18 protein-coding genes, 2 tRNA genes and 1 pseudogene are annotated in these 22,358 nt (G+C 48.3%); 9 read left to right on the top strand and 12 right to left on the bottom strand.

Annotation, left to right across the window (positions count from 1 at the left end):
• Nucleotides 1-21 precede the first annotated feature (21 nt).
• Together ACFPK9_RS01970 and ACFPK9_RS01965 are read right to left on the bottom strand one after the other, a co-directional pair.
• Nucleotides 22-1,590, bottom strand: coding sequence for a toll/interleukin-1 receptor domain-containing protein (locus tag ACFPK9_RS01970; RefSeq protein ID WP_377092867.1), 1,569 nt, complete (start codon nt 1,588-1,590; stop codon nt 22-24).
• Nucleotides 1,591-1,784: 194 nt separating this feature from the next.
• A pseudogene (locus ACFPK9_RS01965) lies at nt 1,785-1,940 on the bottom strand (type I restriction-modification system subunit M N-terminal domain-containing protein); the annotation flags it as partial.
• 286 nt (nt 1,941-2,226) lie between these two features.
• Here ACFPK9_RS01965 and ACFPK9_RS01960 point away from each other — a divergent pair.
• Nucleotides 2,227-3,003: a DUF4272 domain-containing protein gene (locus ACFPK9_RS01960; RefSeq protein ID WP_377092866.1), complete on the top strand. Its 777-nt coding sequence runs from the start codon at nt 2,227-2,229 to the stop codon at nt 3,001-3,003.
• A 279-nt stretch (nt 3,004-3,282) separates the two neighbouring features.
• On the top strand, nt 3,283-3,579 hold the full coding sequence (locus ACFPK9_RS01955) for a hypothetical protein (RefSeq protein ID WP_377092865.1): 297 nt from the start codon (nt 3,283-3,285) through the stop codon (nt 3,577-3,579).
• Here ACFPK9_RS01955 and ACFPK9_RS01950 read toward each other — a convergent pair.
• Nucleotides 3,576-3,944 (bottom strand): KH domain-containing protein, encoded by a 369-nt coding sequence (locus ACFPK9_RS01950; RefSeq protein ID WP_377092864.1) that lies wholly within the window; start codon nt 3,942-3,944, stop codon nt 3,576-3,578. The genes ACFPK9_RS01955 and ACFPK9_RS01950 overlap by 4 nt on opposite strands.
• 123 nt (nt 3,945-4,067) lie before the next feature.
• Here ACFPK9_RS01950 and pyrF point away from each other — a divergent pair, with 123 nt between their 5' ends.
• On the top strand, nt 4,068-4,847 hold the full coding sequence (gene pyrF / locus ACFPK9_RS01945; RefSeq protein WP_377092862.1) for an orotidine-5'-phosphate decarboxylase: 780 nt from the start codon (nt 4,068-4,070) through the stop codon (nt 4,845-4,847).
• A gap of 6 nt (nt 4,848-4,853) precedes the next feature.
• Nucleotides 4,854-5,921: a DNA replication/repair protein RecF gene (gene recF, locus ACFPK9_RS01940; protein ID WP_377092861.1), complete on the top strand. Its 1,068-nt coding sequence runs from the start codon at nt 4,854-4,856 to the stop codon at nt 5,919-5,921.
• 57 nt (nt 5,922-5,978) lie between these two features.
• Here recF and ACFPK9_RS01935 read toward each other — a convergent pair.
• A tRNA-Leu gene (locus ACFPK9_RS01935) sits at nt 5,979-6,059 on the bottom strand.
• 81 nt (nt 6,060-6,140) lie between these two features.
• A complete protein-coding gene (locus ACFPK9_RS01930; protein WP_377092859.1) occupies nt 6,141-6,716 on the bottom strand; it encodes a hypothetical protein in 576 nt (191 codons plus the stop codon).
• 61 nt (nt 6,717-6,777) lie between these two features.
• Here ACFPK9_RS01930 and ACFPK9_RS01925 point away from each other — a divergent pair, with 61 nt between their 5' ends.
• Nucleotides 6,778-8,052 carry an MFS transporter gene (locus tag ACFPK9_RS01925; protein WP_377092858.1) on the top strand — a complete coding sequence of 425 codons (1,275 nt, stop codon included), beginning with the start codon at nt 6,778-6,780 and terminating at the stop codon, nt 8,050-8,052.
• A gap of 37 nt (nt 8,053-8,089) precedes the next feature.
• On the opposite strand, the gene leuB is transcribed toward ACFPK9_RS01925, so the two are convergent.
• Nucleotides 8,090-9,196, bottom strand: coding sequence for a 3-isopropylmalate dehydrogenase (gene leuB / locus ACFPK9_RS01920; protein ID WP_377092857.1), 1,107 nt, complete (start codon nt 9,194-9,196; stop codon nt 8,090-8,092).
• Between the two features lie 104 nt (nt 9,197-9,300).
• On the opposite strand from leuB, the gene ACFPK9_RS01915 reads away from it, so the two are divergent.
• Entirely contained in the window at nt 9,301-10,308 is a 1,008-nt protein-coding gene (locus ACFPK9_RS01915; RefSeq protein ID WP_377092855.1) for a calcium/sodium antiporter, read from the top strand.
• A gap of 75 nt (nt 10,309-10,383) precedes the next feature.
• Here ACFPK9_RS01915 and ACFPK9_RS01910 read toward each other — a convergent pair whose 3' ends face one another.
• The 3 genes from ACFPK9_RS01910 to ACFPK9_RS01900 form a co-directional block, all read right to left on the bottom strand.
• Nucleotides 10,384-10,644 carry a hypothetical protein gene (locus ACFPK9_RS01910; protein WP_377092853.1) on the bottom strand — a complete coding sequence of 87 codons (261 nt, stop codon included), beginning with the start codon at nt 10,642-10,644 and terminating at the stop codon, nt 10,384-10,386.
• Between the two features lie 335 nt (nt 10,645-10,979).
• Nucleotides 10,980-11,064, bottom strand: a tRNA-Leu gene (locus ACFPK9_RS01905).
• 126 nt (nt 11,065-11,190) lie between these two features.
• Complete coding sequence (locus tag ACFPK9_RS01900; RefSeq protein WP_377092852.1) at nt 11,191-12,978, bottom strand: arylsulfatase; 1,788 nt, start codon at nt 12,976-12,978, stop codon at nt 11,191-11,193.
• 152 nt (nt 12,979-13,130) lie between these two features.
• On the opposite strand from ACFPK9_RS01900, the gene purH reads away from it, so the two are divergent.
• From purH to ACFPK9_RS01885, 3 genes are all read left to right on the top strand, one after another.
• Nucleotides 13,131-14,675 carry a bifunctional phosphoribosylaminoimidazolecarboxamide formyltransferase/IMP cyclohydrolase gene (gene purH / locus ACFPK9_RS01895; RefSeq protein ID WP_377092851.1) on the top strand — a complete coding sequence of 515 codons (1,545 nt, stop codon included), beginning with the start codon at nt 13,131-13,133 and terminating at the stop codon, nt 14,673-14,675.
• A 174-nt stretch (nt 14,676-14,849) separates the two neighbouring features.
• Nucleotides 14,850-15,845 (top strand): phosphoribosylformylglycinamidine cyclo-ligase, encoded by a 996-nt coding sequence (purM, locus tag ACFPK9_RS01890; protein ID WP_377092850.1) that lies wholly within the window; start codon nt 14,850-14,852, stop codon nt 15,843-15,845.
• Nucleotides 15,846-15,932: 87 nt separating this feature from the next.
• Nucleotides 15,933-17,852 (top strand): amidophosphoribosyltransferase, encoded by a 1,920-nt coding sequence (locus tag ACFPK9_RS01885; RefSeq protein WP_377092849.1) that lies wholly within the window; start codon nt 15,933-15,935, stop codon nt 17,850-17,852.
• A 119-nt stretch (nt 17,853-17,971) separates the two neighbouring features.
• Here ACFPK9_RS01885 and ACFPK9_RS01880 read toward each other — a convergent pair whose 3' ends face one another.
• Genes ACFPK9_RS01880 through ACFPK9_RS01870 form a run of 3 tightly spaced genes read right to left on the bottom strand, consistent with a single transcriptional unit; the run spans nt 17,972 to nt 22,266 of the window.
• Complete coding sequence (locus ACFPK9_RS01880) at nt 17,972-19,879, bottom strand: hypothetical protein (RefSeq protein WP_377092847.1); 1,908 nt, start codon at nt 19,877-19,879, stop codon at nt 17,972-17,974.
• A 20-nt stretch (nt 19,880-19,899) separates the two neighbouring features.
• Nucleotides 19,900-20,325 (bottom strand): hypothetical protein, encoded by a 426-nt coding sequence (locus ACFPK9_RS01875; protein WP_377092845.1) that lies wholly within the window; start codon nt 20,323-20,325, stop codon nt 19,900-19,902.
• A 51-nt stretch (nt 20,326-20,376) separates the two neighbouring features.
• Nucleotides 20,377-22,266, bottom strand: coding sequence for an ATP-binding cassette domain-containing protein (locus ACFPK9_RS01870; protein ID WP_377092844.1), 1,890 nt, complete (start codon nt 22,264-22,266; stop codon nt 20,377-20,379).
• Nucleotides 22,267-22,358 lie beyond the last annotated feature (92 nt).

The raw sequence follows: 22,358 nt of genomic DNA, 5'->3' as shown, positions 1-22,358 counted from the left end.
GGGTGAGGTTACATGTATGCTTTATAAAATATTCAAATCTCCAGAGGATTGCTTGAGTAGCTTGGGGAGATCGGCGTGTGGTAAAAGCATTCTCGCGTGCGGCGTGTAAACTTGATGTATCCAGTGGTAACAATGCTTTAGCCATTTTTTCCAATCGGATTCCATATCACTAGAGGTAATGTTGTTCTGTTCCATGATCTCATGAAGAAATTCATTATTAATTGCGATCAGAGAAGTTGCTACATGCTGGTATTCATCCACAATTTTTGCTGGGAAAAGAGGGGTTCTTGGAAGGTCTCTATTTTTACTATCTCTATCTCTGTCAGATTTTAGTAAACCTTCTTTTGAGGCTGAGAAAAAATCGAGGATGTTAAGAAAAGAGTAGTATGCTCCATATGCGCCCATTAGCAGGTCAGAGCCGCCAAAGATGGTTTGAAGCCAAGATTGTGAATTGAAGTATTTTTTTAGGAACGTATCAGTTTCTTTACAATTACCACCGAGTGATTCAACCCAACCAGTGATTCTATAATTTAAGAAGAGGTGGTCTTTTTCGTGAGAGTGATATCTCTCCGAGATTTGTGTTGTGGCTAGATTGTATGCAAGTTTTGGTTGCTGACGGTGTAATGTGAAAGAGCCTATGATTGCTTGAAATGTAGAAAGTACTAGGTCTGGAAGATCTACCCATATGGTGTAGCCACTTCTGATCCATCCTTTCGGTTCTCTTATCCAATCTATGAGACTTAGTTGGTTTTTGAATCGTTCGTTATCTGAGTCTATAGCCGCTAATATTATAGCGAACAGGTGATTGTAAATTTCGACGGCTGAACAAAAGAAGCTTGGTAAATCCTTGCTTACTTTTGGCGTATTAGCCTCATTATTTTTCCTCCATGCACATAAAGCTACTTCTGCTGCATTTTTATGCTTGTGGACAAACTTAGTCCATTCAGCAAAATCATTGTTTTTTGCTAGATTTAAAGCTGTCTCATAGGTCTCTAGTGGAGAGTGATTATTATCTAACACCTCTTCGTTAGATATAGCCACTGAGGGTGACGCTTGATCTGATTTTGTAGTGAATGGGTTTGTGCCAAGTTCTGGTTTTTTGAATACCTGTGCACTGTGAAGTTCACGAGCAAGCTCTTCTAGTTTTTCTTCGAAACTATTGTCTTTACTAAAATCTATATAATATCTTGTGCTCAGACACTTAGGTAACACTTTTGTCTCTGCCGATTGCCTAGTGATAGGGATAAATTTGCGCGTCCCTAAATCTGCAACTAGTTCGCCAGTTACAATCATAGCTTCGTAGCCAACTCCACCTTTGCCGTCATCAGCCTTTCTGTTGTAAGCTTCTGTGCATACCATCAGAACGCGTTTAGAATTGCTGACTCCTCGCTCCATGAATTTTGGAATGTCATCACCTAAGCCAAGTTCCCATTGATCTAGTAGTACATCGACCCCAAGTTGTCGCAGGCGAGTAGCTAATTCTCTAACCCAATTCTTATGCTCGTCCGAATCGTGAGAGTATGAGATTAGAACCAATGGAGCAGCGCTATTATCGTGTTCTACAAATTGTGTTTGTGTATCTTGAGACATTAAGGGAAAGATAAAAAAGATTAAACAAACATCTGCTGAAGCAGACCTTTTTTGAAGGTTTGGGTTTGGGTGAGTTGGTGGGTGACTTGTTCGATTTTGGTGTCGATTTCGGTGAGGAATTGGGCTTGTTCGTCTTTTAAAGATGGGATTAGAACCCAAACTAGTTCAAGAGTATCTTGTCCAATGCTGTATCGTGTATTAGCGTAAAGATGAATCTTATCTGAGAGACAATTGAAGAAGATGAAGTCAAGGATGTAGTCGCGGAATTCATCGGCTCCCATTTTGCCACGCAGGGTGTTGGCGATGTTCCAGAGCTGGGATTCGAGTTGCTTCTTTTGGTTTTCTGACATGTTCGCGTGGCAAATTTAAGCGGTCTATATAGGTAGATCTAACTAACGATTCATGTCAGGAAAGCATATGAAACAAGTCGAGCCCATGCCAAAGTTGTGCAAAAAAAGAGTGCAATTCCTGACCAGTCTAGCAGCGACTAACGATTAGGAACTTGATAAAAGTATCTGGTGGTGGGCAAGAATTTTTTAATTAGATGAGATTTAAGGTAGGAATTCCGATCTCCGATGTGATTGATGTATTAGCTCTTTACGTGCTTTTTTATCAGAATAGCGTGCGTGGATTATTATGAAACGTCTTGTTCCAGTATTTTTTGCCTTTTCTTCTGTCTTTGCTCATTCTGATGAAGTTGGCGATAGTGACCCTTCCAGCATCGAATCTCGAAAAGAGTACATCGAAAAGCTAACCCATGATGCTCCTAGTGAAGAGGCTCTAGCGCGGAAGCAAAAGTCCATCGCATTTCTAAAGGGGAAAGGAGTTCCAACTATAGAACACCTTCCTGTAGTGGCTGATTCAAAAAGTATGAAACCACGGACAACCAAGGAAATAGCTGAGCGTCTCGTTGCTTGTACTCTGGCTGCAGTAGGGGGTGAAACTGGTGATGCTAAGCTGATGGCGCAGCTGGTTACCGAATATAAAGCAGAGGATTTGCTTAGCCCTGATGAGGCGGATTTCATCAAAAATGGTTTGGGTGATCAGCAACAGCGTACTCAATTCTCATGGCGTTACGAGAGAGCATGGGTGTTACTATGGGCGTTGGGACTCATTGATGATCTAGAATATCCAACTAATATCTGTGATGTGTCCAAGATAGTGGGAATCATCCGTGACAATTCACTGGATTCTCTTATTGAGAAGGCTAAGCCTAGGTCAAAGACTGAGCTGCTAGATGCCAAAGATCTAATTTATCGACTTCACTGGGCAACGACCGAGGAGAGGGTGAACAAGACATTTGAACTTCCTGCTGAACTTGAGAGAGGTGTGGTATGGGAGAGGCATGCTGCTCTCAATTGGTTAATAGGGTATATGGGGCAATCTTGGGACGAGATTACCACTGATACATAAATCGTAATAACCGCTTTCTTTCTAATAGAATAGCCATGGCGGTAGAAAAAAAGAGCGAGAGGAAGTTATTGAAACAGGGGGGGGAGATATCACTGCGTAGTAGAAAACGGGGCCCCTGTGATTATAGCCCTTTTCACTCGCAAAGTCACTTGGCACAGAAATGGTGGCTCTGATCGGAGCAAACTGTATTCTGATTGCTTCACTGATGCTGCTGCCAGAGGTGAGGGCAAATTGGAAAAAGTAGTTTCACTCGCTGCTCTTATTTTTTAGGATGGAAGTATGTTGAAGCATTGGGTGAGTCTTGGTGGGGTTGCCCTGCTGAGTAGTTGTGCAAGCCAGTTTCCCGGGGAGCCGAATTCGGCCGTCTCAGAATATAGTGAGGGGGAGAGGCATCGGCACGGAATGGATATGCAGCATGCTCACCGAGTAGAAGCCTACGATAGAGCGCATTTTCATCCCAATAAGAACTGGGAGGTGACGCGGACGGTGGCCGAGGAAAAGAAACGTCGGTTAGATCGGTATTATGATCAACGCAGGATGAGCATGGTGATGCGGCCTCGTCGGGTTCGGCACTAAGAGCTCTCTTCTAGGGTTTCGTCGTCGGCTTCGTCGGTCGATTCGACAGGTATTTCGTCGTCAAATGTTTGGCCGGCTTCGATGGCTGCGAGTCGCTGGCGTTCTTCATCGTGTGAGACGATTTGGAGGGTGGCGTTGATGCCATCGCGGATGGCGGCGGCTTTGAGGACGTTGCGGATGGCGCTGGCGGTGAATCCGTTGCGACCGATGAGGATGGCGACGTCGGCTTTATTGAGAACCAAGCGGAATCTGATGTGGTCCTCGCTGACTTCAGCCACCTTGAGCTGCGCGTCTTCAGGGTGACTGATGAATTGCAGTGCGATGAATTGAAGGAAATTGCGAATTTGCTCCGTGGTTTCTTGCATGGCTTCACCATCTAACTATTCGGGATGATTCTCAAGTGAAAATGTAAGTGAGGCTTTTGATTGTTGGGTGTTGGGGAGTGAATTCTTCTTGTAAGTTTGAGGGCTAAGAGAAAGACTTCTGGCATGCGCTACGCAGAGAAACTTGCACAACGAATTAATGCTACGGGTTCACGTCTTTGTGTGGGCCTAGACCCACGTCCTGACGATTCTGGTGGGATCGAAGCGATCCCAGAATTACTGAAAAAAGTGATCGATGAGACGTGGGAGTATGCAGCGGCATTTAAGCCAAATATGGCGTATTTCGAGGCGATGGGTCTCCGAGGTTTAGAGATTTTAGAGGAGATGTTAGGCAACATGCCGAAGGAGGTGCCTATTATTTTAGATGCGAAGCGCTCTGACATTGGAGAGACGCAAAAGTATTATGCGCGATCGTACTTTGAGAATTGGAATGTTGACGCAGTGACGCTGAATCCATTTTTAGGTTATGATACGATGGAGCCATTTCTTGATTGGGAAGGGAAAGCGATTTACATTCTCGCGGTGACTTCGAATCCTGGGAGTGCAGATTTTCAGCGTCAAATGGTGGGAGATCGCTATGTTTTTGAACTTGTTCAGGACATTTGCAAACGTGCTCAGGAAGAACAACGCAAGTCGGATGTTGGGATGGTCGTGGGGCTTACCAATGCGAGTGATGATGTGTTGAGCCGTATCGAAGATTTTCCACTGTTGATTCCAGGGCTCGGTGCTCAGGGTGGTGATTTAGAAAATATGGCAGGTAAAGGGCGTACTGCTCCGGATACAATCAACGTCTCACGGGGAATTATGTACAAAGAGATGGAGAAGGGTTACGCGCAGAAAGCGAAAGAGTGGGCTGATAAGATCGCGGCAGCTTATCCTGCTTAATTTCCGATGCTGACAAGTCTCCGGCTTATTGATTTCCGCTGCTTCGAAGAGCTCAGTCTTGAGTTTTCTGAATGTGGCGGAATTTTTATTGGCGATAATGCGCAGGGGAAAACTTCTATTTTAGAGGCGATCTGCGTCTTGGTACGTTTGCAGTCACCGCGTGCGAAGACGATGCGTCCACTAGTGCGATTCGAAGCCGCAGGTTTAGGACTGGCTGGTGAGTGCTGGGAGCGGGATTTAACGCTTCGTTATGGTCGTGGTGGGGCTCAGTTACAGATCGATGGGGAGAGCTTAGAAACGCAGAATCTCTATCTGCAACAAAGTGGATTGATCGTCTGGATGGGGAATGAAGATGTAGATCTGGTGCGAGGTAGCGGTGGTGGGCGCAGGCATTATTTAGACTTTATTTGTTCGCAGCTCGATAGCGGATACCGACGGGCACTTTCCCGCTATCGGAGGGCATTGAAGGCGCGCAACTTGCTGCTGAAAGATAGGGTTTCAAGCGATGCTGAGCTTAATGCCTATGCGGAAGTTCTCATAGAACATGGTGATTATCTGACAAAAGTACGAGCACAGACTCTGAGCCTGCTGGAACCACTGGCGAGTACTGCTCAGCAGGAAATCAGCGGTAGGGACGAAAAGCTGGAATTGCGATTCCAATCTGGAAGTGGAGGAGACATGCGTGAAGCATTAGCTACGACAGCTGAAGCAGAGCGGAGACAGCGCCAGACACTGGAGGGACCGCATCGGGATGATGTGAGGATCACAATCAACGGCATGCCGGCAGCGGATTTTGCAAGTGAAGGACAGCAACGGACGATTGCCTTGGCATTAAAATTAGCGCAAGGCGAAGCGATCCAATCGATCGCGGGGCGGGTTCCTGTGTATTTATTAGATGATATCTTCGGTGAGCTAGATCCTGATAGAAGGAATGCCTTGATGAAGTATTTGCCGAAACACGCGCAAAAATTTATTACGACAACCACGATTGATTGGTTGCAAGGAGAATGGGCGGATTGGGAGAAGTACGACGTCTGTGAGGGGCGAGTAAAAAGGCTGCTCGCGGAATCGTAAATTTGTGCGAGGGAAGCTTCGTGACAATCGAAGCGGAAAAATGAAAGGAGAAGAAAATACCGGCGGCCGGGATCGAACCGGCACTCACAAGGAACTCGATTTTGAGTCGAGCGCGTCTACCAATTCCGCCACGCCGGCTTCTCCTTAGTGCGTGGGGATACTGCTAAATCTTTTGGAAATGTCAACGTGACAGATTGTCTTTTTTTACGATTTGTTAAATTATTGGCAAAGCTGTTTGACGAGGTCGACTTCGTTGGTGTGCGGGGATGTCGATTCTAAGATTTGAAGTGCTTGGTCGAAGCTTGGCACGTGGAGTTGTTCGCGTTCGATTTGGACGAAATCTCGTGGGTAGAGTGCGGTGGAGAAGCGTGCTTCGCAAAGGTGAAGGCAGCACCATGCGCGGGCGATACGGAGTTCGGGCTGCGGCTGTTTCCAGTTCATTCTGCTGGCGAGGTGTTGGAAGTGGCGGACGGGGTTGCCGAGGAAGGCGTTTTCGGCAGAGTGTTCGATGATCCAGAGGATTGGCTGATATGGGATGGGGAGCTGGCTGAGGATGGGGGTGTCCGCAGGGAGTTTCGCCATCATGGCCTTGTCTAGCTGGAGGATGGCTTGTGCGGGGCGTGCTTGGAGCCATTGGGACTGCGCAAGTTCGTGGCAAGCGTTATAGAATGACTGGCTGCACTCGGCTCTGAATGGTCGGGTGTGGGTGCTCGGGAGAGTTTCTGTGACAGCGGGCAGGTATGGGCACGGATGAATATGATCTGCGCTGTGCTGAGTGTTGAGAGGTTCGCTCAAAATGCTTGGGTGCGTGAATTGGGATTGAATATGTAAATTCTGCTGACAGTACTAACGCGCTTTGGAAACAAAATCAACAAACTCACTGCGCAACATCTGGATCGGGGTGGTGTTCTTTTTGATTTTTATTCCACCGGGTTTGTGGACGCCTGCGCTTCCGAACATTTTGGAAAGCTATGATGCATTGTGGGTGATTCCTTATGCGGCGGCTGTTGGTCCTGTGGTAGCTATTTTTTCGGCCTTGTTGTTTGCCTCGATGGCGGACCGGAAATACGAAGCGCAGAAGCTTCTTGGCTGTTTGACGATTTTCGGGTCAGGCTTCTTGTGGTTGCAATTTTCGGTTCTCTCGTGGGGCTGGAACCCATGGTGGTATGTATTTTTTCAAGGCTGTAACGCATTGATCTCGGCGCCGATGATTCCGATGCTGACGACGATTGCCTTAGCGAATACGGACAATCCACAGAAAAAGTTTCCGCTGTATCACCTGTGGGGGACAATCGGGTGGTTGACTGCGGGGGTATTGGTGAGTTGGTTGGCGCTGGATGCTTCTGCTAATGCTGGGAAGATTGGAGCCTTTGTGCGGCTGGGTTTGGGGGGCTTATGTTTTCTTTTGCCAGTGACTAAGCCAAAAGGGCAAAAAGCGAAGACTTGGCAGGATGCGCTGGGGTTGCGGGCATTTCAGTTGTTTGCGAATAAGTCTCTCCGCGTGTACTATATTTCAGCCTTAGTTTTTGCGATCCCGATTGCTGCGCACTACATGTACGCGCCGAAGTTGTTGAAGCAGCTGGCTGAACTGGAGGTGAATGCTGTGGCGATGCAGAGTTTTATCGCAACTTGGCTGCCAGGGCCGAGTGCGCAGATGGCGCTTGGGCAGATGATGGAGATCGGCGCGATGTTATTGCTGAGCTGGATGGGTGCTCGGGCACGGGTGAAACCATTTGTGATTATTTCAATGAGTTTAGCGGTAATTCGCTACGGCTTGTACGCTTACGCTGGGCACACGGGCTTGATCTACATTATGTGGGTCGGTGTGGCGCTGCACGGACCGATCTTTGCATTCTTCTCGGTGACGGGAAAAGTGTTTGTGAATCGGCGAGTGAGTGAGGATATGCGCGGACAGGCGCAGGCTTTATTGGCGCTGATGGGAGGAAGTGTGGGACAGACGACTGGAGCGCTGAGTTGTGGCTTGCTCTTTACGTGGTCGGAGGCTGGGAAAACGTGGGTGGGTTGGACTCTGTTTTGGTCTATCCTTTCTTCCGTGGTGTTACTTTGCCTAGCGTATTTTGTCCTTGGTTATAAACAGAAGGATGAAACTAAAAACGCCCAGAGTGCTTAAGCTCTGAGCGTTTGAAAATAGTTTGAGAAACTTAGCGCTATGTGCTCTGGAGAGCTTCGATGATGGCGGCGCCCATTTCGGCTGTGCCGACTTTGGTTTCACCTTCGGCGCCAGTATATAGGTCGCCTGTGCGAAGGCCTTTATCGATGGCAGTGTTTACTGCAGCATCGATGGCATCAGCGGCAGCGTTTTCACCGAGTGAGTACTTGAGCATCATGCTTGCGGAAAGGATTTGAGCAATTGGGTTAGCAATGCCTTGACCGGCAATGTCTGGTGCTGAGCCACCAGATGGTTCGTACATGCCGAAGTAGAGGCCGTTGTCCTTTTTGTTGCCGAGTGAGGCAGATGGAAGCATGCCGAGTGAACCGGAGATCATCGCCATTTCATCGGAGAGGATATCGCCGAAGAGGTTACCTGTGACGAGGACGTCGAAGTCAGATGGCTGCTTGATGAGCTGCATGGCTGCATTGTCGACGTACATGTGTGAAAGTTCGACCTCAGGGAAATCTTTAGCGACTTCAGTCACGACTTCGCGCCAAAGGATGGAGCAGGCGAGGACGTTTGCTTTATCAACGGAGAGAAGGCGCTTGTCGCGAGCCATGGCAGCGGTGAAAGCGACACGGCAGATGCGCTCAATTTCCATTTTGCTGTAGACCATGGTATCGTGTGCGGTCGGGTTTTCCTGATTGTCATCGCGACCTTTTGGTGTGCCGAAATAAATGCCGCCAGTGAGTTCGCGTACGCAGAGAACATCAAAGCCATTAGGGATGAGTTCGTTCTTTACTGGGGATGCGTGTTTGAGAGCTGGAAGACAGACGCCCGGGCGGAGATTTGCGTAGAGATTGAAGTGTTTGCGCAGTGGGAGGAGGGCGCCACGTTCTGGTTGGTCGTCAGGTGGGAGGTTTTCCCATTTTGGACCACCAACTGAGCCGAAGAGGATGGCGTCAGCTTTTTCAGAGGCTTCTACAGTTGCTTGGGGAAGTGGGGTGCCGTGGGCGTCGATAGCTGCGCCGCCGACGAGGCATTCTGTGGTTTCGAGGGAGAATCCAAATTTTTTAGAGGCGGCATCGAGCACGAGGAGTGCTTGTTCCATGACTTCTGGGCCAATGCCGTCACCAGCGAGAACGGTGATATTGTGGTTCATGCGGCTGGGTCTAGCAAAGGGTGTTGTGAATGAGAACTACAATTTGAGAAATTCTGAGTGAAATTATAATTGTACTCGCAGAATGCCCCAAGCAAGATCCGGCCGTGGATTTTCTTTATACTCAGTTTCCTTCGTTTGCCGATTCCTTGCTATTTCACCTTGTGTTGATTTTGATCGGGCTCGTTGCTCTATATTATGGGGCCGAATGGCTGGTGAAAGGCGCCTCTGAGATAGCGGTGCGGGTGGGGATTTCACCCTTGGTGGTCGGCTTGACAGTGGTGGCGTTTGGTACGAGTGCTCCTGAATTATTAGTCTGTCTCGAGGCGAACCTTGGTGGGCGGCCCGACGTGGCTCTGGGGAATATCATCGGTTCGAACATATGTAATATTGCTCTCATTTTAGGCGTGTCCGCAGCGATGAAGCCGATTGTTATTAATCGGCAAATTATTCGTCGCGAGATGCCGATCTTGATCGTAGTCACCCTTGCGTTTATTGTGATGCTCTACAATGGTGATATTGGAAGGTTTGAGGGCGGTCTGTTGTTCGCAGGGGTGGTGATTTACGTGGTGGTGAGTATTATTCAGTCGCGCAAGGAGCATAAGCCTAACGATTTCGGGGAATTTAGCGCTGAGGATGTTGAGAGAGTCAAAAAGGCGGGCGCGCTCACTATTTTCATGGATATTGGATTTATCTTATTGGGGCTCGCGGTACTGAAGTTTGGCTCTGAATGGCTGGTTGTCGGTGGTGATTTCACTGCACGCCGTATTGGAGTAGACGATTCCATTATCGCGCTGTTCTTGTTTGCCTTCGGAACTTCACTTCCTGAGTTGGCAACATCGATTGTCGCGGTAAAAAGAGGTGAGGGTGATATCATCACAGGAAATGCTGTGGGGTCGTGCATTTTTAATATCCTGGCAGTCATCGGGATTACTGCTCTTGTGAAGCCTGTGGCAAAGGGGGATATTCTGATGGTGGATCAGATGGTGATGTTGGGAGCGACTGTGGCAATCTTTTTGTTTATGTGGAGTCGCATGCGTTTGAGCCGTATGGAAGGGGTGTGCTTACTTCTGGCATATGTCGCTTATTCAGTGGTGCGTTACAATATGACGTGAGGGAGGCACAAAGAAGGCCACGTAGGAGAGAGTCCTTACGTGGCCTTGCTATGAACTTGTAGAAGCAACGTAGATTTACGCTGCGTCTGTGATTTTCTTCGCTTTTTTGAGTGTTGTTTGGCTTAGTTTGCCATTTACTCGGCGTGAATTGTCGACAAGGTCTTTTAGTTCCTTGAGGCAGTCTTCTGCAGCTTTCATGGCTTTACGTGGTCCACCGTATTTCTTGTCTGAGAAATACTTGGTGAATGTGGTGCCAGCGCGGCTGAGACAAAGTCTCCAGCCTTGGAAGGCTGTGGTCTCGTAAGTGAAACGTGTGAGATTCTTTTTTGATTTCATGATGGTATTCGGGTGGGGTTCCTTTGGTTCTAACATTAAATACCATTTCTAACTGTTTGTCAACTTTGTCACGGGTGTAAGAGTCTAACAAACAGTTATTTAGATTTCATGAGATCCTTTTATTGTTGTTAGATGAATCTTCCAATCTATTGTTTTATAGGAGCTTGTCGTGATTAGATTATCGAAAAATACAATTCAATACTTGTCGAATTAATTAAGCGTGCACGCGATAATTTTTTTCAGGAAAGTTACCTATTTCGCTATGTGGCGCTTTATTTGAAATTTTAGCGCGTCAAAAACGGGAAAGTGTGATCGGAGTGAACAATGAAGTTCAATGGTGCGCACGAGAGGAGTCGAACCTCCACGCCCTAGGGCACTGCCGCCTGAAGACAGCGCGTCTACCAATTCCGCCACGTGCGCACATAGCTGATAGCGCGGGAACGCTAGAATGTGAGCTGGGTGTAAGCAAGTAGGATTTGAACAAAAATGTTTTCCGTTCGGAGGGCGATTTTCTAGGCTCGTTGGTATTGCTTGGCTAGGAGTAGCTTAGCGGTGGATGAGTCGTACTTGGTAGGCGCCTACTAGTTCTGATTGATCAGGTGAGATGAATGCGGCTCTGACGAGGTGCTTGCCTTTGTTGAAATTGAGACCCGTGAATGTCATGCCTTGGGCGCTTTCGTTGACTTTTTGGGTGTAGATCTCGCGACCGATAGTGAGGCGAGCAGTCCAGCCCGTGAGGTCACGGTCAAAGTCGAGCGGGAACTCTATACGCATGTCACAGCGGCCGGAGTGCTCGAAATGTGTTTTCCAGAAGCCTTCTTCTTGGTAGCCCCATGCTTTAGAGATGCGATCTTGCCAAGTGAGGACGAGTGGATTTTCGTTTTCACGATCCACGAGGATATAGGGAGTGCCGCGGTCGCGAATACGTGTTTCTGTGACGTCGTCGAGCCAAGTGTTATAGATATTGAGGAGTTCGACGGATTTGTCTTCGTGCTGTTCGATAAGGTTGGTGGTTTCACCGGGGTCATTATCGATGTCGTAGAGTTCGAAGTTACGTGATTCGAGGCGGGACTCTTGTGGGTTTGAGGGGTTGAGGAGTTTCCATTTGCCTTGGCGGACCATGAAATGGTGGTGTTTGATGGGGGTTGCGCCATTGTGCCACTGAATGACGAGTGGTCGCTCAGGGAGAATTTTTCCAGGTTCAAGGATTTGTGGAAGGAGGGAGCGACCATCGAACTGGAAAGCTTCAGGTGTTCCTAATTCGCATGCATCAAGAATGGTGGGCATGATATCAATGTGTCCAGCGACATTATCGATGACTTCTCTACCTTTTTTAAATTTTTCAGGCCACTTGATCCAGAAGGGGGAGCGAATTCCGCCTTCGTAGATATCTCCTTTTTTTCCGCGGAGCTCTCTATTGAAGCGTAGAGAGTCAGGGCCATTATCGCTGCAGAAGACAATAATGGTGTTGTTGTTGAGTTTTTGGGAGTTGAGGAAGGCATCGAGTTCTCCAAGGTTTTGGTCGAGGTTGTCGACCATGGCTGCAATGCGTGCGAGCGTGTCTTTATCTGTATCCTTGCTCCACGCGCTAAGGTCTTTGGCCTGGTACTTTTTCAGCAAGCTTTCTGGTACGTCACTATAGGGAGCATGAGGGACATTTACTGCGATAGTTGCAAAGAAGGGTTGCTGGTTTTCGTTGGCTTCAGCGATGAACTTTTTAGCAGCGTCGAAGAAGACGTTAGTGGAATATCCGACAGTGCTAATTTCGCTGTCATTTTTGAAAAGAATGGGGTTGGTGTAGCGCCCTTGGTTTTCGATAGGATCAGAGGGCTGGCCTAAGCCTCCTCCACGGAATACGAGTGAGGTGTCGAAGCCTTGGTCACTAGGACGCATGGGGAAGTGGTCGCCCAGATGCCACTTGCCGAAGATGCCAGTCTTGTAACCTGCGCCGCTGAGGGCTTCGGCGAGGGTGATTTCATCGCTAGCCATCATTGAGCGGCCGAGTGAGGTGTCGATGACTTTGGTACGTATGTTGTATCTGCCAGTGAAGGTTGATGCGCGAGTGAGCGAGCCGACTGGGCTGACATAGAATGTTTTCCAACGGATAGATTCTTCGGCCAGTTTGTTGAAGTTTGGGGTGTCGATCCACTTGTTCCCTTTGAAACCAATATCTCCGTAGCCTAGATCGTCAGTCATCAGGAGGATGACGTTAGGAGGCTGTTCTTCAAGAAGTTCTGATGGGTCAAATGGGGTGATGACCTCTCCCTCCGTTTGGGCGTAAGCATTGAAGCAAAGCAGGCTACTGGCTAGGAGAGTTTTGAACGTTCGACTCATATGGTAATATACTGCCGAACTTTCCGGGTTCTTACCAGTAAGAATTGTGCAGGATGTAAACATTGCTCTTGTCGTCTTTGGAGGGCTGCTATAGGCACGAGGTCTGGCTCGTTCTTCAGATGAAGAAGGGCTGATAATCACAATATATCATTATGGCAATTCAACGCGCGTTACTCTCCGTTTCTGACAAGGCCGGCTTGGTCGAATTCGCGAAAGGGCTCCACGACTTTGGTGTCGAGCTTCTCTCCACTGGCGGCACTGCTGCAGCACTCCGCGATGCAGGACTTCCTGTAATCGACGTTTCTACATTTACTGGCGCTCCTGAGCTTTTTGAAGGTCGCGTGAAAACTCTTCACCCGAAGGTGCATGGTGGTCTTCTACACAAGCGCGATGACGAGACTCATCTTGAACAGGCAAAATTACACGACATCCCGCCAATCGACATCGTGGTGGTAAACCTTTACCCATTTGAAGCAACCATTGCTAAGGAAGATGTGACTCTTGCTGAAGCGATTGAAAACATCGATATCGGTGGTCCTTCTATGCTTCGTTCTGCTGCGAAGAACTACAAGAGTGTGACAGTGGTTACTGATGTAGAGGATTACGATCGGGTACTTGCTGAGATGAATGAGCACGAGGGTGACACAACCTTTAAGCTTCGTGAAGAGCTTGCTGTGAAAGTGTATAAGCGTACTTCTGAGTACGATGGTGCGATCACGAATTACCTGAGCCAATCGGCAGAAGGTACGACAGCGAACCTCAGCATCACACTTCCGCTTGAAAGAGAACTGCGTTATGGCGATAATCCACATCAAGCTGCGAGACTGTATGGACACTTCGATAAGTGCTTTACACAGCTGCAAGGGAAGGAACTCTCCTATACAAACATTCTCGATATCGAAGCGGCTGCTGATTTGATATTTGATTTTGCACGTCCAACAGTTGGTATTCTCAAGCATACGAATCCATGTGGTATTGGACAGGATGACGACGATTTACGTGTGGCATGGCAGAAAGCATTTGAGACGGATACGCAAGCTCCATTTGGTGGGGTGATTGTAGTAAACCGTTCGCTTACTGAAGGTCTTGCACGCATCATCTCTGAAATTTTCACGGACGTTATTATTGCGCCTGACTTTGACGCTGAAGCTCGTGCTATTTTGCAGAAGAAGAAGAACCTTCGTTTGATCAAGATGAACATTGACGAGTACTCGGTCGCTAAAAAAGAGCCACTCGTTCGTTCCGCTCCTGGAGGTATTATGGTGATGGATCGCGATCATACGACACTTGGTCTCGATAACCTTGAAGGTCGTGTGGTTACTAAGCGCCCACCTTCAGAAGAGGAAATGCGCGCTATGCGTTTCGCTTGGAGAGTCGTGAAGCATGTGAAATCCAATGCGATTGTTTATGCTAAGGAAGATCGTACTCTCGGTATTGGCGCTGGCCAGATGAGCCGTGTGGATTCTTCACGCATCGCTGTTTGGAAGGCTGAAGAAGCAGGACTTTCGCTCGATGGTGCTGTAATGGCTTCAGACGCGATGTTGCCATTTGCAGATGGACTTGAAGCAGCGATTGCAGCTGGCGCAACTGCTTGTATCCAACCTGGTGGTTCGATCCGTGATGAAGAGGTGATTGCAGCGGCTGATAAGGCAGGTATCGCAATGATCTTCACAGGGCACCGTCACTTCCGTCATTAGTGGTTAAAATTTAGAATTTAGTAAATAGGAACCATAATTTCTCATGCGCCACTCGATTACTCGGGTGGCGCATTTTCTATTTTGTGAACAACTTGATCTCTCGGTTTTTTATTCACGATTCATTGAGCAAAGGTCTTGCCACTGGTCGGCGGAGTGTTACAACAAAGCCACATCATGTCAGGCAAACTTACCTACAAAGAATCAGGAGTCGACACACGCGAGGCAGCTGCGCTCGTAGGCGACATCGGGACACACGTTCGCCGTACTCAGCAGCAACGCAAACTTCATGGAGCCTTTGGTCTCTTTGCAGCTTGTTTTGACCTAAGTGAGTACAAGCAACCAGTTATTGTGACAGGTTGTGACGGAGTTGGTACTAAGCTCGATATTCTTCTCGATCAGAAGCAATACGGCATTGCGGGTAAAGATCTCGTTGCAATGAGCGTGAATGACATCATCACTACGGGTGGTGATCCGCTGATGTTCCTTGATTACGTAGGAATTGCAGCTCTCGACAAAACCATGATCACTGAGTTGATCGCTGGCATGTGTGACTATCTTGAAGATTGTGGTTGTATTCTCGCTGGTGGTGAGACTGCTGAAATGCCAGGAATAGTTCCTGAAGATGTGGTGGAGCTCGCAGGGTTCTGTATCGGTGCAGCGGAGAAGCCAAATCTCATTGACCCGACTCAACTAAAAGAAGGGGACGTGCTCGTCGGTTATCCATCTGATGGACCTCACGCCAATGGCTGGAGCCTTATCCGCCGTGTGCTTGCTGAGAATCCAGACCTTTTTACTGAAGAAGAACTTACAGAACTTCTCGCTCCAACGCGTCTCTATCACGATGTGGTGGCAGATGTTCGCAAATCAGGCGTAACTCCAAAAGCGTATGCACACATCACTGGTGGAGGACTCCCAGAAAATATTGAACGCCTCTTCCAAGGCCTCGGCGCCGATCTTGAAATTCCATTCTGGGACAACAAGCCAATGCGTAAACTTTTTGAATACGTAGATGCTGACGATAAATTCCATACCTTTAACATGGGCATTGGCTGGGTGACCATCGTAGCAGCTGAGGATGCAGATAAAATCCTCGATGCAGGCCCTGGCGGCACGGTCATCGGAACGGTCGTTTCTCAAGAAGGCGTGCGCGTAGTTGAAAAATCTGCATAAAGCGCCACTGTACTCTCACACTCACCCAGGAAACGGCAATTTCCTGGGTGTTTTATTCCATACCGAACACACTATCACACAGTATTTATGAGCGACCCATTGAAACATGAGTGCGGCATAGCCGTCGTTCGCCTGCGTAAGCCAATTAGCTACTACATGGAGAAATACGGCACTCCACTCTGGGGCTTAAATAAGCTTTTCCTCTTGATGGAAAAACAGCGCAATCGCGGGCAAGACGGAGTCGGCATCGGCTCATGTAAATTAAATGTCCCACTCGGACAGCCATACATTTTCCGTCGTCGAAGCGTGCAAAACGATTCCTTATCTCACATTTTCAGTAAAGAGATTAAGTCCTACAACAAACTGGCGAGGAAGGGTCTTTTAGATCCCAACTGTCCAGATAGCGTTAAGGCTGATTACGACTTTGCTGGTGAAATTCTCATGGGGCATTTGCGCTACGGAACTTCCGGTAGATTTGATGAAGGCTCGTGCCATCCGTATCTCCGCCGCAGCAACTGGCCTACACGCACACTGATGGTGCAGGGTAATTTCAACATGACCAATGCTGGTGAACTCAATCGCACGATGATTGAGCGCGGCCAGCATCCAGTGTTTGGGACTGATACTCAGACAGTACTTGAGGAAATAGGCTTCCATCTCGATGAGGCGCATACTGACCTTTATCATGAGCTGCGCGACAAAGGAATCGATGGGAAAGAAATCCCGAATCATATTTCTGACCAACTTGACTTGTACAAGGTGATCTCTGAATCGGCGCAGAACTGGGATGGCGGTTACGCTATCTGTGGAGCCGTAGGTAATGGTGATCTATTCGTTATGCGGGACCCGCGAGGGATCCGTCCATGTTCCTATTATATGGATGACGAAGTGATCGCTTTCTCCTCTGAGCGCGTGCCATTGATGACTGTTTTTGAAGCTGACAAAGAGGAAATTCATGAGCTCGAGCCAGGAACTTGTACTATCGTTTCTCACCACGGCGAAATGCGTAACGAGCGTTTCCATAAGGAAGAAGAATTGAAGCCTTGTTCGTTCGAACGCATTTACTTCTCGCGTGGAAATGATCCCGACATTTATCGCGAACGCAAGGCGATGGGTGCGGCTCTTGTCGATCAAGTCGTTCAGTCGATTGATGGTAACTTCGATAAATCGGTTTTCTCATTTATCCCAAATACAGCTGAAACTGCCTATTATGGATTGATGGATGGTCTCCGTTTGTTCCGTCGCCAAGAAGTTCGTTCTGAGCTCCTAGAGGCTCTTAAATCAGGGACGCTGAATGAGGACATGCTGGACGATGTCATTCTTAAGAATTGGCCTAGCTCGGAGAAGGTGACTCAAAAGGACATCAAAATGCGAACTTTCATTTCTCAGGAAAAGGGGAGAGCGCAGTTGGTTTCACACGTGTATGATATTGCCTATGGGGTGGTGAAGCCTGATGACGTCTTGGTAATGTTAGACGATTCTATCGTTCGAGGCACGACCTTGAAGAAATCGATCTTGAAGATACTTTCTCGTACGAATCCACGCAAGATTGTGATTTGTTCAACGGCTCCACAGATCCGTTATCCAGATTGCTACGGCATTGATATGTCTGAGCTCGGTAAGTTTATTGCATTCAATGCTGCGGTTTCATTGCACAAGAAAAAGGGTAACGAAGCGATTTTCGAAGAAGTACACGAAGCATGTATTGCCGAACTGAAAAAGCCGAAAGAAGAACGCATCAACCAAGTGAAGCGCATTTATGCTGATTTTACGGTTGAGGAGATTTCTGCAGAAGTCAGTAAGTTGGTGTATCCGGAAGATGTTGAGTGGGACGGTGAAGTAGAAATCATTTTCCAGACAATCGAAAATCTTCACGCATCGATTAAAGCTGATTGTGGGGACTGGTATTTCACTGGCAATTTCCCGACAGCTGGTGGTATGGCTACAGTTAATGCGGCGTATATCAACTGGTTCGAAGGGAAGACTGGCCGCGGATACGAAATGTAATGGTTATCCACAAGGGCGAAGTTCCTAACTAACTCATTTAAAAGAGCGCCTGTACATGAGGCGCTCTTTTTTGTTTCATTCAATGACTGAATAGTCCTGAGTTTGTTGTGTGGGCTTCTTTATTGGGAAGCTTCGAATTGTTTGTTGACGATACGCTCGATGCCTTCTTTGGCGAAGCGGCTTTGTGGGTAAATGCTGCGGGCTTTGATGTACCATGAGAGGGCTGAGCCTGTCTGTGGGGTGCCGCTGCTTGTTTCGAGTTTTTGGGCTTTGCTTAGTGCGTTGGTGAAGTTGCCGACTTGCCCGATGAGCTGCGCCTTGGCGTTAGCAATTTTTGGGTCGTCGTAGTACTTGTTTTGGGTGTCGAAGATTGCTTCCCAAGCGGCGTAGGGTTGGCCAGCTTGGATCAGGCTATTGGATTTCGCCAAGGCGCTTTCGATCTCCATGATACTGTCGCCAATTTCTTCGAGCTGGTTTAACCGAGCCTCGTCATTTTGCTGGCCGAGCATCACCACGAATTTCGACTTACGTGGTTCTTCGACCATTGCTCGATAGTTTTTGTCGGCGAGAAGGCGGTCAAATTCTTTAACGGTTTCTGAGCTCATGTCTGCGGCAGTTTCACTCTGCATCAGACGCGCATCAAGTTTGTCGTTAAAGTCTTTGATCGTTGGGTTGCTAGGCCAGTGTTTTACTGCATTTTCGATGGCTATTTTTGCGCGTTGCGTGTCTTTTTCAAAGAGTGCGAACTTGGCATCGCGAACATAGCCATCAGACGCGCGTTTGTGGGCAGCGATGTAGGAATTGGCCTTCGACCCGTTGTAGTCCTTCGCTTGCTTTTTGAGTGACTCATTGAGCTGGGTGGCAATCTCTAGTTCTTTGGCAGAGAGGGCTTCGATGAGGTCGTGGCCATCTTGGACGTATTGTTGAATGCGTTCTTTTTGACCTATAGGAACAGTTTGGACAACCGGCATGAACTCACCGATGGCAAAAGCTTCGACAAGACGCTCACTAGCAGCGTGGATACGATTGCTTTCTAGGTTGTTCTGGAAGGCGTCGATGAGAGTTTTTGACTTACGAATTCCTTCATTTGCCGCAGCGTCAAGGCCAGCGACTGTAGGGTTGACCCCCATGCTTTCGCTGAAGAATTTCTCAGTGTCAGAACCTTTTTGGAGTTTCATTTTTTGATCGCCATCTTTGTAGAGAAGGTTGTAGAAACGCGCGGCCATGACGACGTGTTCAAAGCGGCGCTGGACGAAGAGCTGCAGCATCATCGCTTGATACTGTACTTTAGATTGGGTGAGGCTGATGACGCCGGAAGCTTCGTACTTTTTCTTGATCGCTTCGATCTCGACGAGACGTTTTTTCATCATCGACATTTCCACACTTTCTTGGGATTTCGTAGTGGTTGTCGTTTTGCCTGATTTCTTAATGGAGACGTCACCGAGGTCGCCTTTTTTCTCCAGAATATTGACGTTGTGAATGATACGCCGGCTTTCTGTTTGGAGTTTTTCGATGGCTTCTTTCTTGTTGCCGACTCCAAGGATGGCGAGGCGCGCGGAGTAGATGGAGTTGGCGAGTGAGTCGCAGATTCCGCCGTCGCCAGGGTATTCGGAAGCCGCTTCGAGGAGCGTGTAGGCTTCTTTAAGCGATTGGCCATCTGGATTGATCGGGGAGAGGTACTCGAGAATTTTCTCGATGCGTTCACGGTACTCGATAGCTGCTTGAGATTCAAAATCAGTAGAGGCGAGATAGGCTTCGAATTGGCCGCCAAGGTTGTTGTCCATCAGCGAGTAACTGCGGCCTTGGAAAGTGATGGTTTTCTGGGTGGGATCGATGAGAGGGATTTCTTCGCCGTGAACTGATGGGCTGCTCGACTGATGGCGGTTGATTGTGGTGTTATTGGAAGAGCTATTATTTGAGCTACTCGCAGAGTTACCAGTAACTGCATTCGTTGCGCTGGGTGGGGTGAGCACTTGGGCGGTGAGTGGTAGTGAGCAAAGGCTGGCGATAGTGAGAATGTGTTTCATTAAGACTGCGGGAATAGAAATTATTTAGCGGTGTAGCTTGTGGCGACGAGAGCTCCTTCTTTACGAACATCGACGACGAAGTTGTAATTTTGCTTGGTCTCGAGGTTTGGACCATCGACTTCAGCTGGAACGAGGATTCCGACGCTGTTGGGTAAATCTGGTGAAATGCTTTGGTCACTAGTGTCGACTTTGATCAGGACGAATTTGCCAACAGTCGGATCGTGTTGGGCATTTTCGATAATTTCTCCGGAGATGCTGTATTCGCTGCCCCGCAAGCTGTTGCCATTGTGAATATACGATTCTAGCGGGAAGTCCTTGGCTGCTGGAGTGTCAGATTGGTTGAGGAAAGTATATCCAAATATGATGGCTATAATTGCGACGATGCTGCCGATCAATATCGAGCTGGAATTTGAGTTGTTGCGTTTTCTTCTAGATCTACGAGACATAATGAGGAGTTGCTATAAGTTTACTAAGAATTGGAGAAGTAATGGTTACACTTAATGTTCCCACTGGTGGCGTTTGATGCCGATGTATGAGGCGATGATACCTACCGCGATTTGGATGCCGAGCACGTAGAGACAGATAGTGCTGGAGGATTCGAGTGGGGTTTCAGTGACTGTTTTGACTGCTGCTTGGTAGCGATTGTCGAGTGACTCAATGCTACCGGCCCATGCCCAATAGGCAGAAATGAATGGGCGAGTGATTTGGCCAACGAGCTCAGGTAGGGCAAGGACGGCACCTGAGAGTGGAAGTTGGAAACCAACGAGGTAGATCGAGAGTAGTGAAGCTTGTTCGGAGGTTTTCATGAGTGAGGAAATGCCTAAGCAGATCGCAGTCATGGCTGCATTCACTAAAATGAGGAAGTTGAGATGATCGAAAAATCCTGTTGAACCAGCGGCTTCTGGGTAAGGCCAGAATTGCTCGACAAAAATGGCCATCCAGACTGACTGAACAAGTATCATGCAGGAGAGGAAGGTGATTTTGCTGAAGAGGTAGGCGAGTGGTCGCACGCCTCCGAATTTTTCCTTTTCGAAGATTTTGCGTTCACTCGCCACTTCGCGTGCAGCGTTGTTCGAACCCATCAAGGAAAGTAGGACGACTTGGAACATGATAATCCCTGAGACCGCTCCGCCGACTTTTGCTCGGTTTTCACCGATGGCTTGAAGGTTTCTCACAGCATCCTGCGATGTCATTTCTATGGTGTCAGGGTAGATGCGCAGCGCTTCATTTCCTTGAGGCCCAAAGAGGGCAACGAGGCAGGGGAAACAGAGCAGGATGGCGATTTGGAGAAAGACCTGAGCTCTGTCGCGGAAAAATATTTTCCAGCGTCTTCCGAGAAGGGTGGCGTATTGACTGAAAAACCCTGGAGTCTCGATTGGCTCTGGAGCTTCTTGAATGAGGTCTGATTCCTCGGGAGCTGCAGCGATTTTACTTTTACGGCGTTTTGAGCGTTTCGATTTTGCGGGTTTGTTTTCGATCAATTCCGTTGTTTCATCGAGTTCGATGTCTTCTGACGCCTCCTGAGTTTCTTGCATTAATTTACAATGAGGAAGGGCTAGCGTACCGGCATCGATCAACTTCTGGCGCTCGCGCATGATCTTGTCGAAATAAGTAGGTCCGTGCTTGAGCCAGGATTTACGCCATTTTTCGGAAGGTTGCTTGGCAAGACGTGGGTAGATTTCTTCGGTGTCTGCTACAGAAAAATAATGGGTGAGCCCTTCGGGAACTCCGTGGTAGGCGACGCGACCTTCGTGAAGAACGAGGATGGAGTCATAGAGCTCGAGGTGAGCGAGCGAGTGGGTGACAGAGAGGACGATGCGGCCGTCCCTTCTTGAGAGAGCGTGCAGGCGGCGGACAATGTCACGTTCAGATCGAGGGTCGAGGCCAGAGGTGACTTCGTCACAGAGAAGGAGCTGTGGGTCGGTGACTAGCTCCATAGCTAGACCTAGACGGCGTTTTTGTCCGCCAGAAAGGACTTTGACTTGGCGGTCAGCAATCTCGGTAAGACCGGTTTCTTCGAGGACGCGGTCGATGCGTAAATCGAGGTCGTCGAGGTCGCGTGTTTTTACGCGGAGGCGAGTGACTGCTTCGATTGATTCGTCGACGGTGAGTTCATCGTAAGCGATCGAAAACTGGGGGACATAGCCAAGTTCTGCTGGTTCGAGATCGCCTTCTTCTTCGAGATTTCTGCCATCCCAATAGATGGAACCTTCGGACATGTGGTTGAGTCCGGCGATGGTATTAAGAAGTGTCGTTTTGCCGCAACCAGAAGGTCCAACGATTGCCATGAAGTGGCCAGCAGGGACTTTGAGGTTAACTCGGTCGACTAAGTTGACGGGTTCACCGTCCTTCTCAATGGTGAAACAAAAATCTTTTAATTCTAGCACGATACTGGGGCTATAAGGTGAAAAGCAATGATGGTTACACAATCTTAAATAATTCACTCTGGCGAGAAGAAATCTTGAGCTGTCACGGTGAT

The sequence above is a fragment of the Rubritalea spongiae genome, assembly GCF_042652385.1.
Lineage (GTDB): Bacteria > Verrucomicrobiota > Verrucomicrobiia > Verrucomicrobiales > Akkermansiaceae > Rubritalea > Rubritalea spongiae.
The sequence above is the reverse complement of the archived record's forward strand: the minus strand, read 5'-3'. Positions and strand labels throughout refer to the sequence as shown.

Bases quoted from the DNA above. Each gene is read 5' to 3' on its own strand.
- ACFPK9_RS01910 (WP_377092853.1), bottom strand. From the start codon at position 10,644: ATGAAATCAAAAAAGAATCTCACACGTTTCACTTACGAGACCACAGCC.
- ACFPK9_RS01885 (WP_377092849.1), top strand. From the start codon at position 15,933: ATGAGCGACCCATTGAAACATGAGTGCGGCATAGCCGTCGTTCGCCTG.
- pyrF (WP_377092862.1), top strand. From the start codon at position 4,068: ATGCGCTACGCAGAGAAACTTGCACAACGAATTAATGCTACGGGTTCA.
- ACFPK9_RS01880 (WP_377092847.1), bottom strand. From the start codon at position 19,879: ATGAAACACATTCTCACTATCGCCAGCCTTTGCTCACTACCACTCACC.
- leuB (WP_377092857.1), bottom strand. From the start codon at position 9,196: ATGAACCACAATATCACCGTTCTCGCTGGTGACGGCATTGGCCCAGAA.
- purM (WP_377092850.1), top strand. From the start codon at position 14,850: ATGTCAGGCAAACTTACCTACAAAGAATCAGGAGTCGACACACGCGAG.
- recF (WP_377092861.1), top strand. From the start codon at position 4,854: ATGCTGACAAGTCTCCGGCTTATTGATTTCCGCTGCTTCGAAGAGCTC.
- ACFPK9_RS01900 (WP_377092852.1), bottom strand. From the start codon at position 12,978: ATGAGTCGAACGTTCAAAACTCTCCTAGCCAGTAGCCTGCTTTGCTTC.
- ACFPK9_RS01950 (WP_377092864.1), bottom strand. From the start codon at position 3,944: ATGCAAGAAACCACGGAGCAAATTCGCAATTTCCTTCAATTCATCGCA.
- ACFPK9_RS01970 (WP_377092867.1), bottom strand. From the start codon at position 1,590: ATGTCTCAAGATACACAAACACAATTTGTAGAACACGATAATAGCGCT.
- ACFPK9_RS01875 (WP_377092845.1), bottom strand. From the start codon at position 20,325: ATGTCTCGTAGATCTAGAAGAAAACGCAACAACTCAAATTCCAGCTCG.
- ACFPK9_RS01960 (WP_377092866.1), top strand. From the start codon at position 2,227: ATGAAACGTCTTGTTCCAGTATTTTTTGCCTTTTCTTCTGTCTTTGCT.
- ACFPK9_RS01955 (WP_377092865.1), top strand. From the start codon at position 3,283: ATGTTGAAGCATTGGGTGAGTCTTGGTGGGGTTGCCCTGCTGAGTAGT.
- purH (WP_377092851.1), top strand. From the start codon at position 13,131: ATGGCAATTCAACGCGCGTTACTCTCCGTTTCTGACAAGGCCGGCTTG.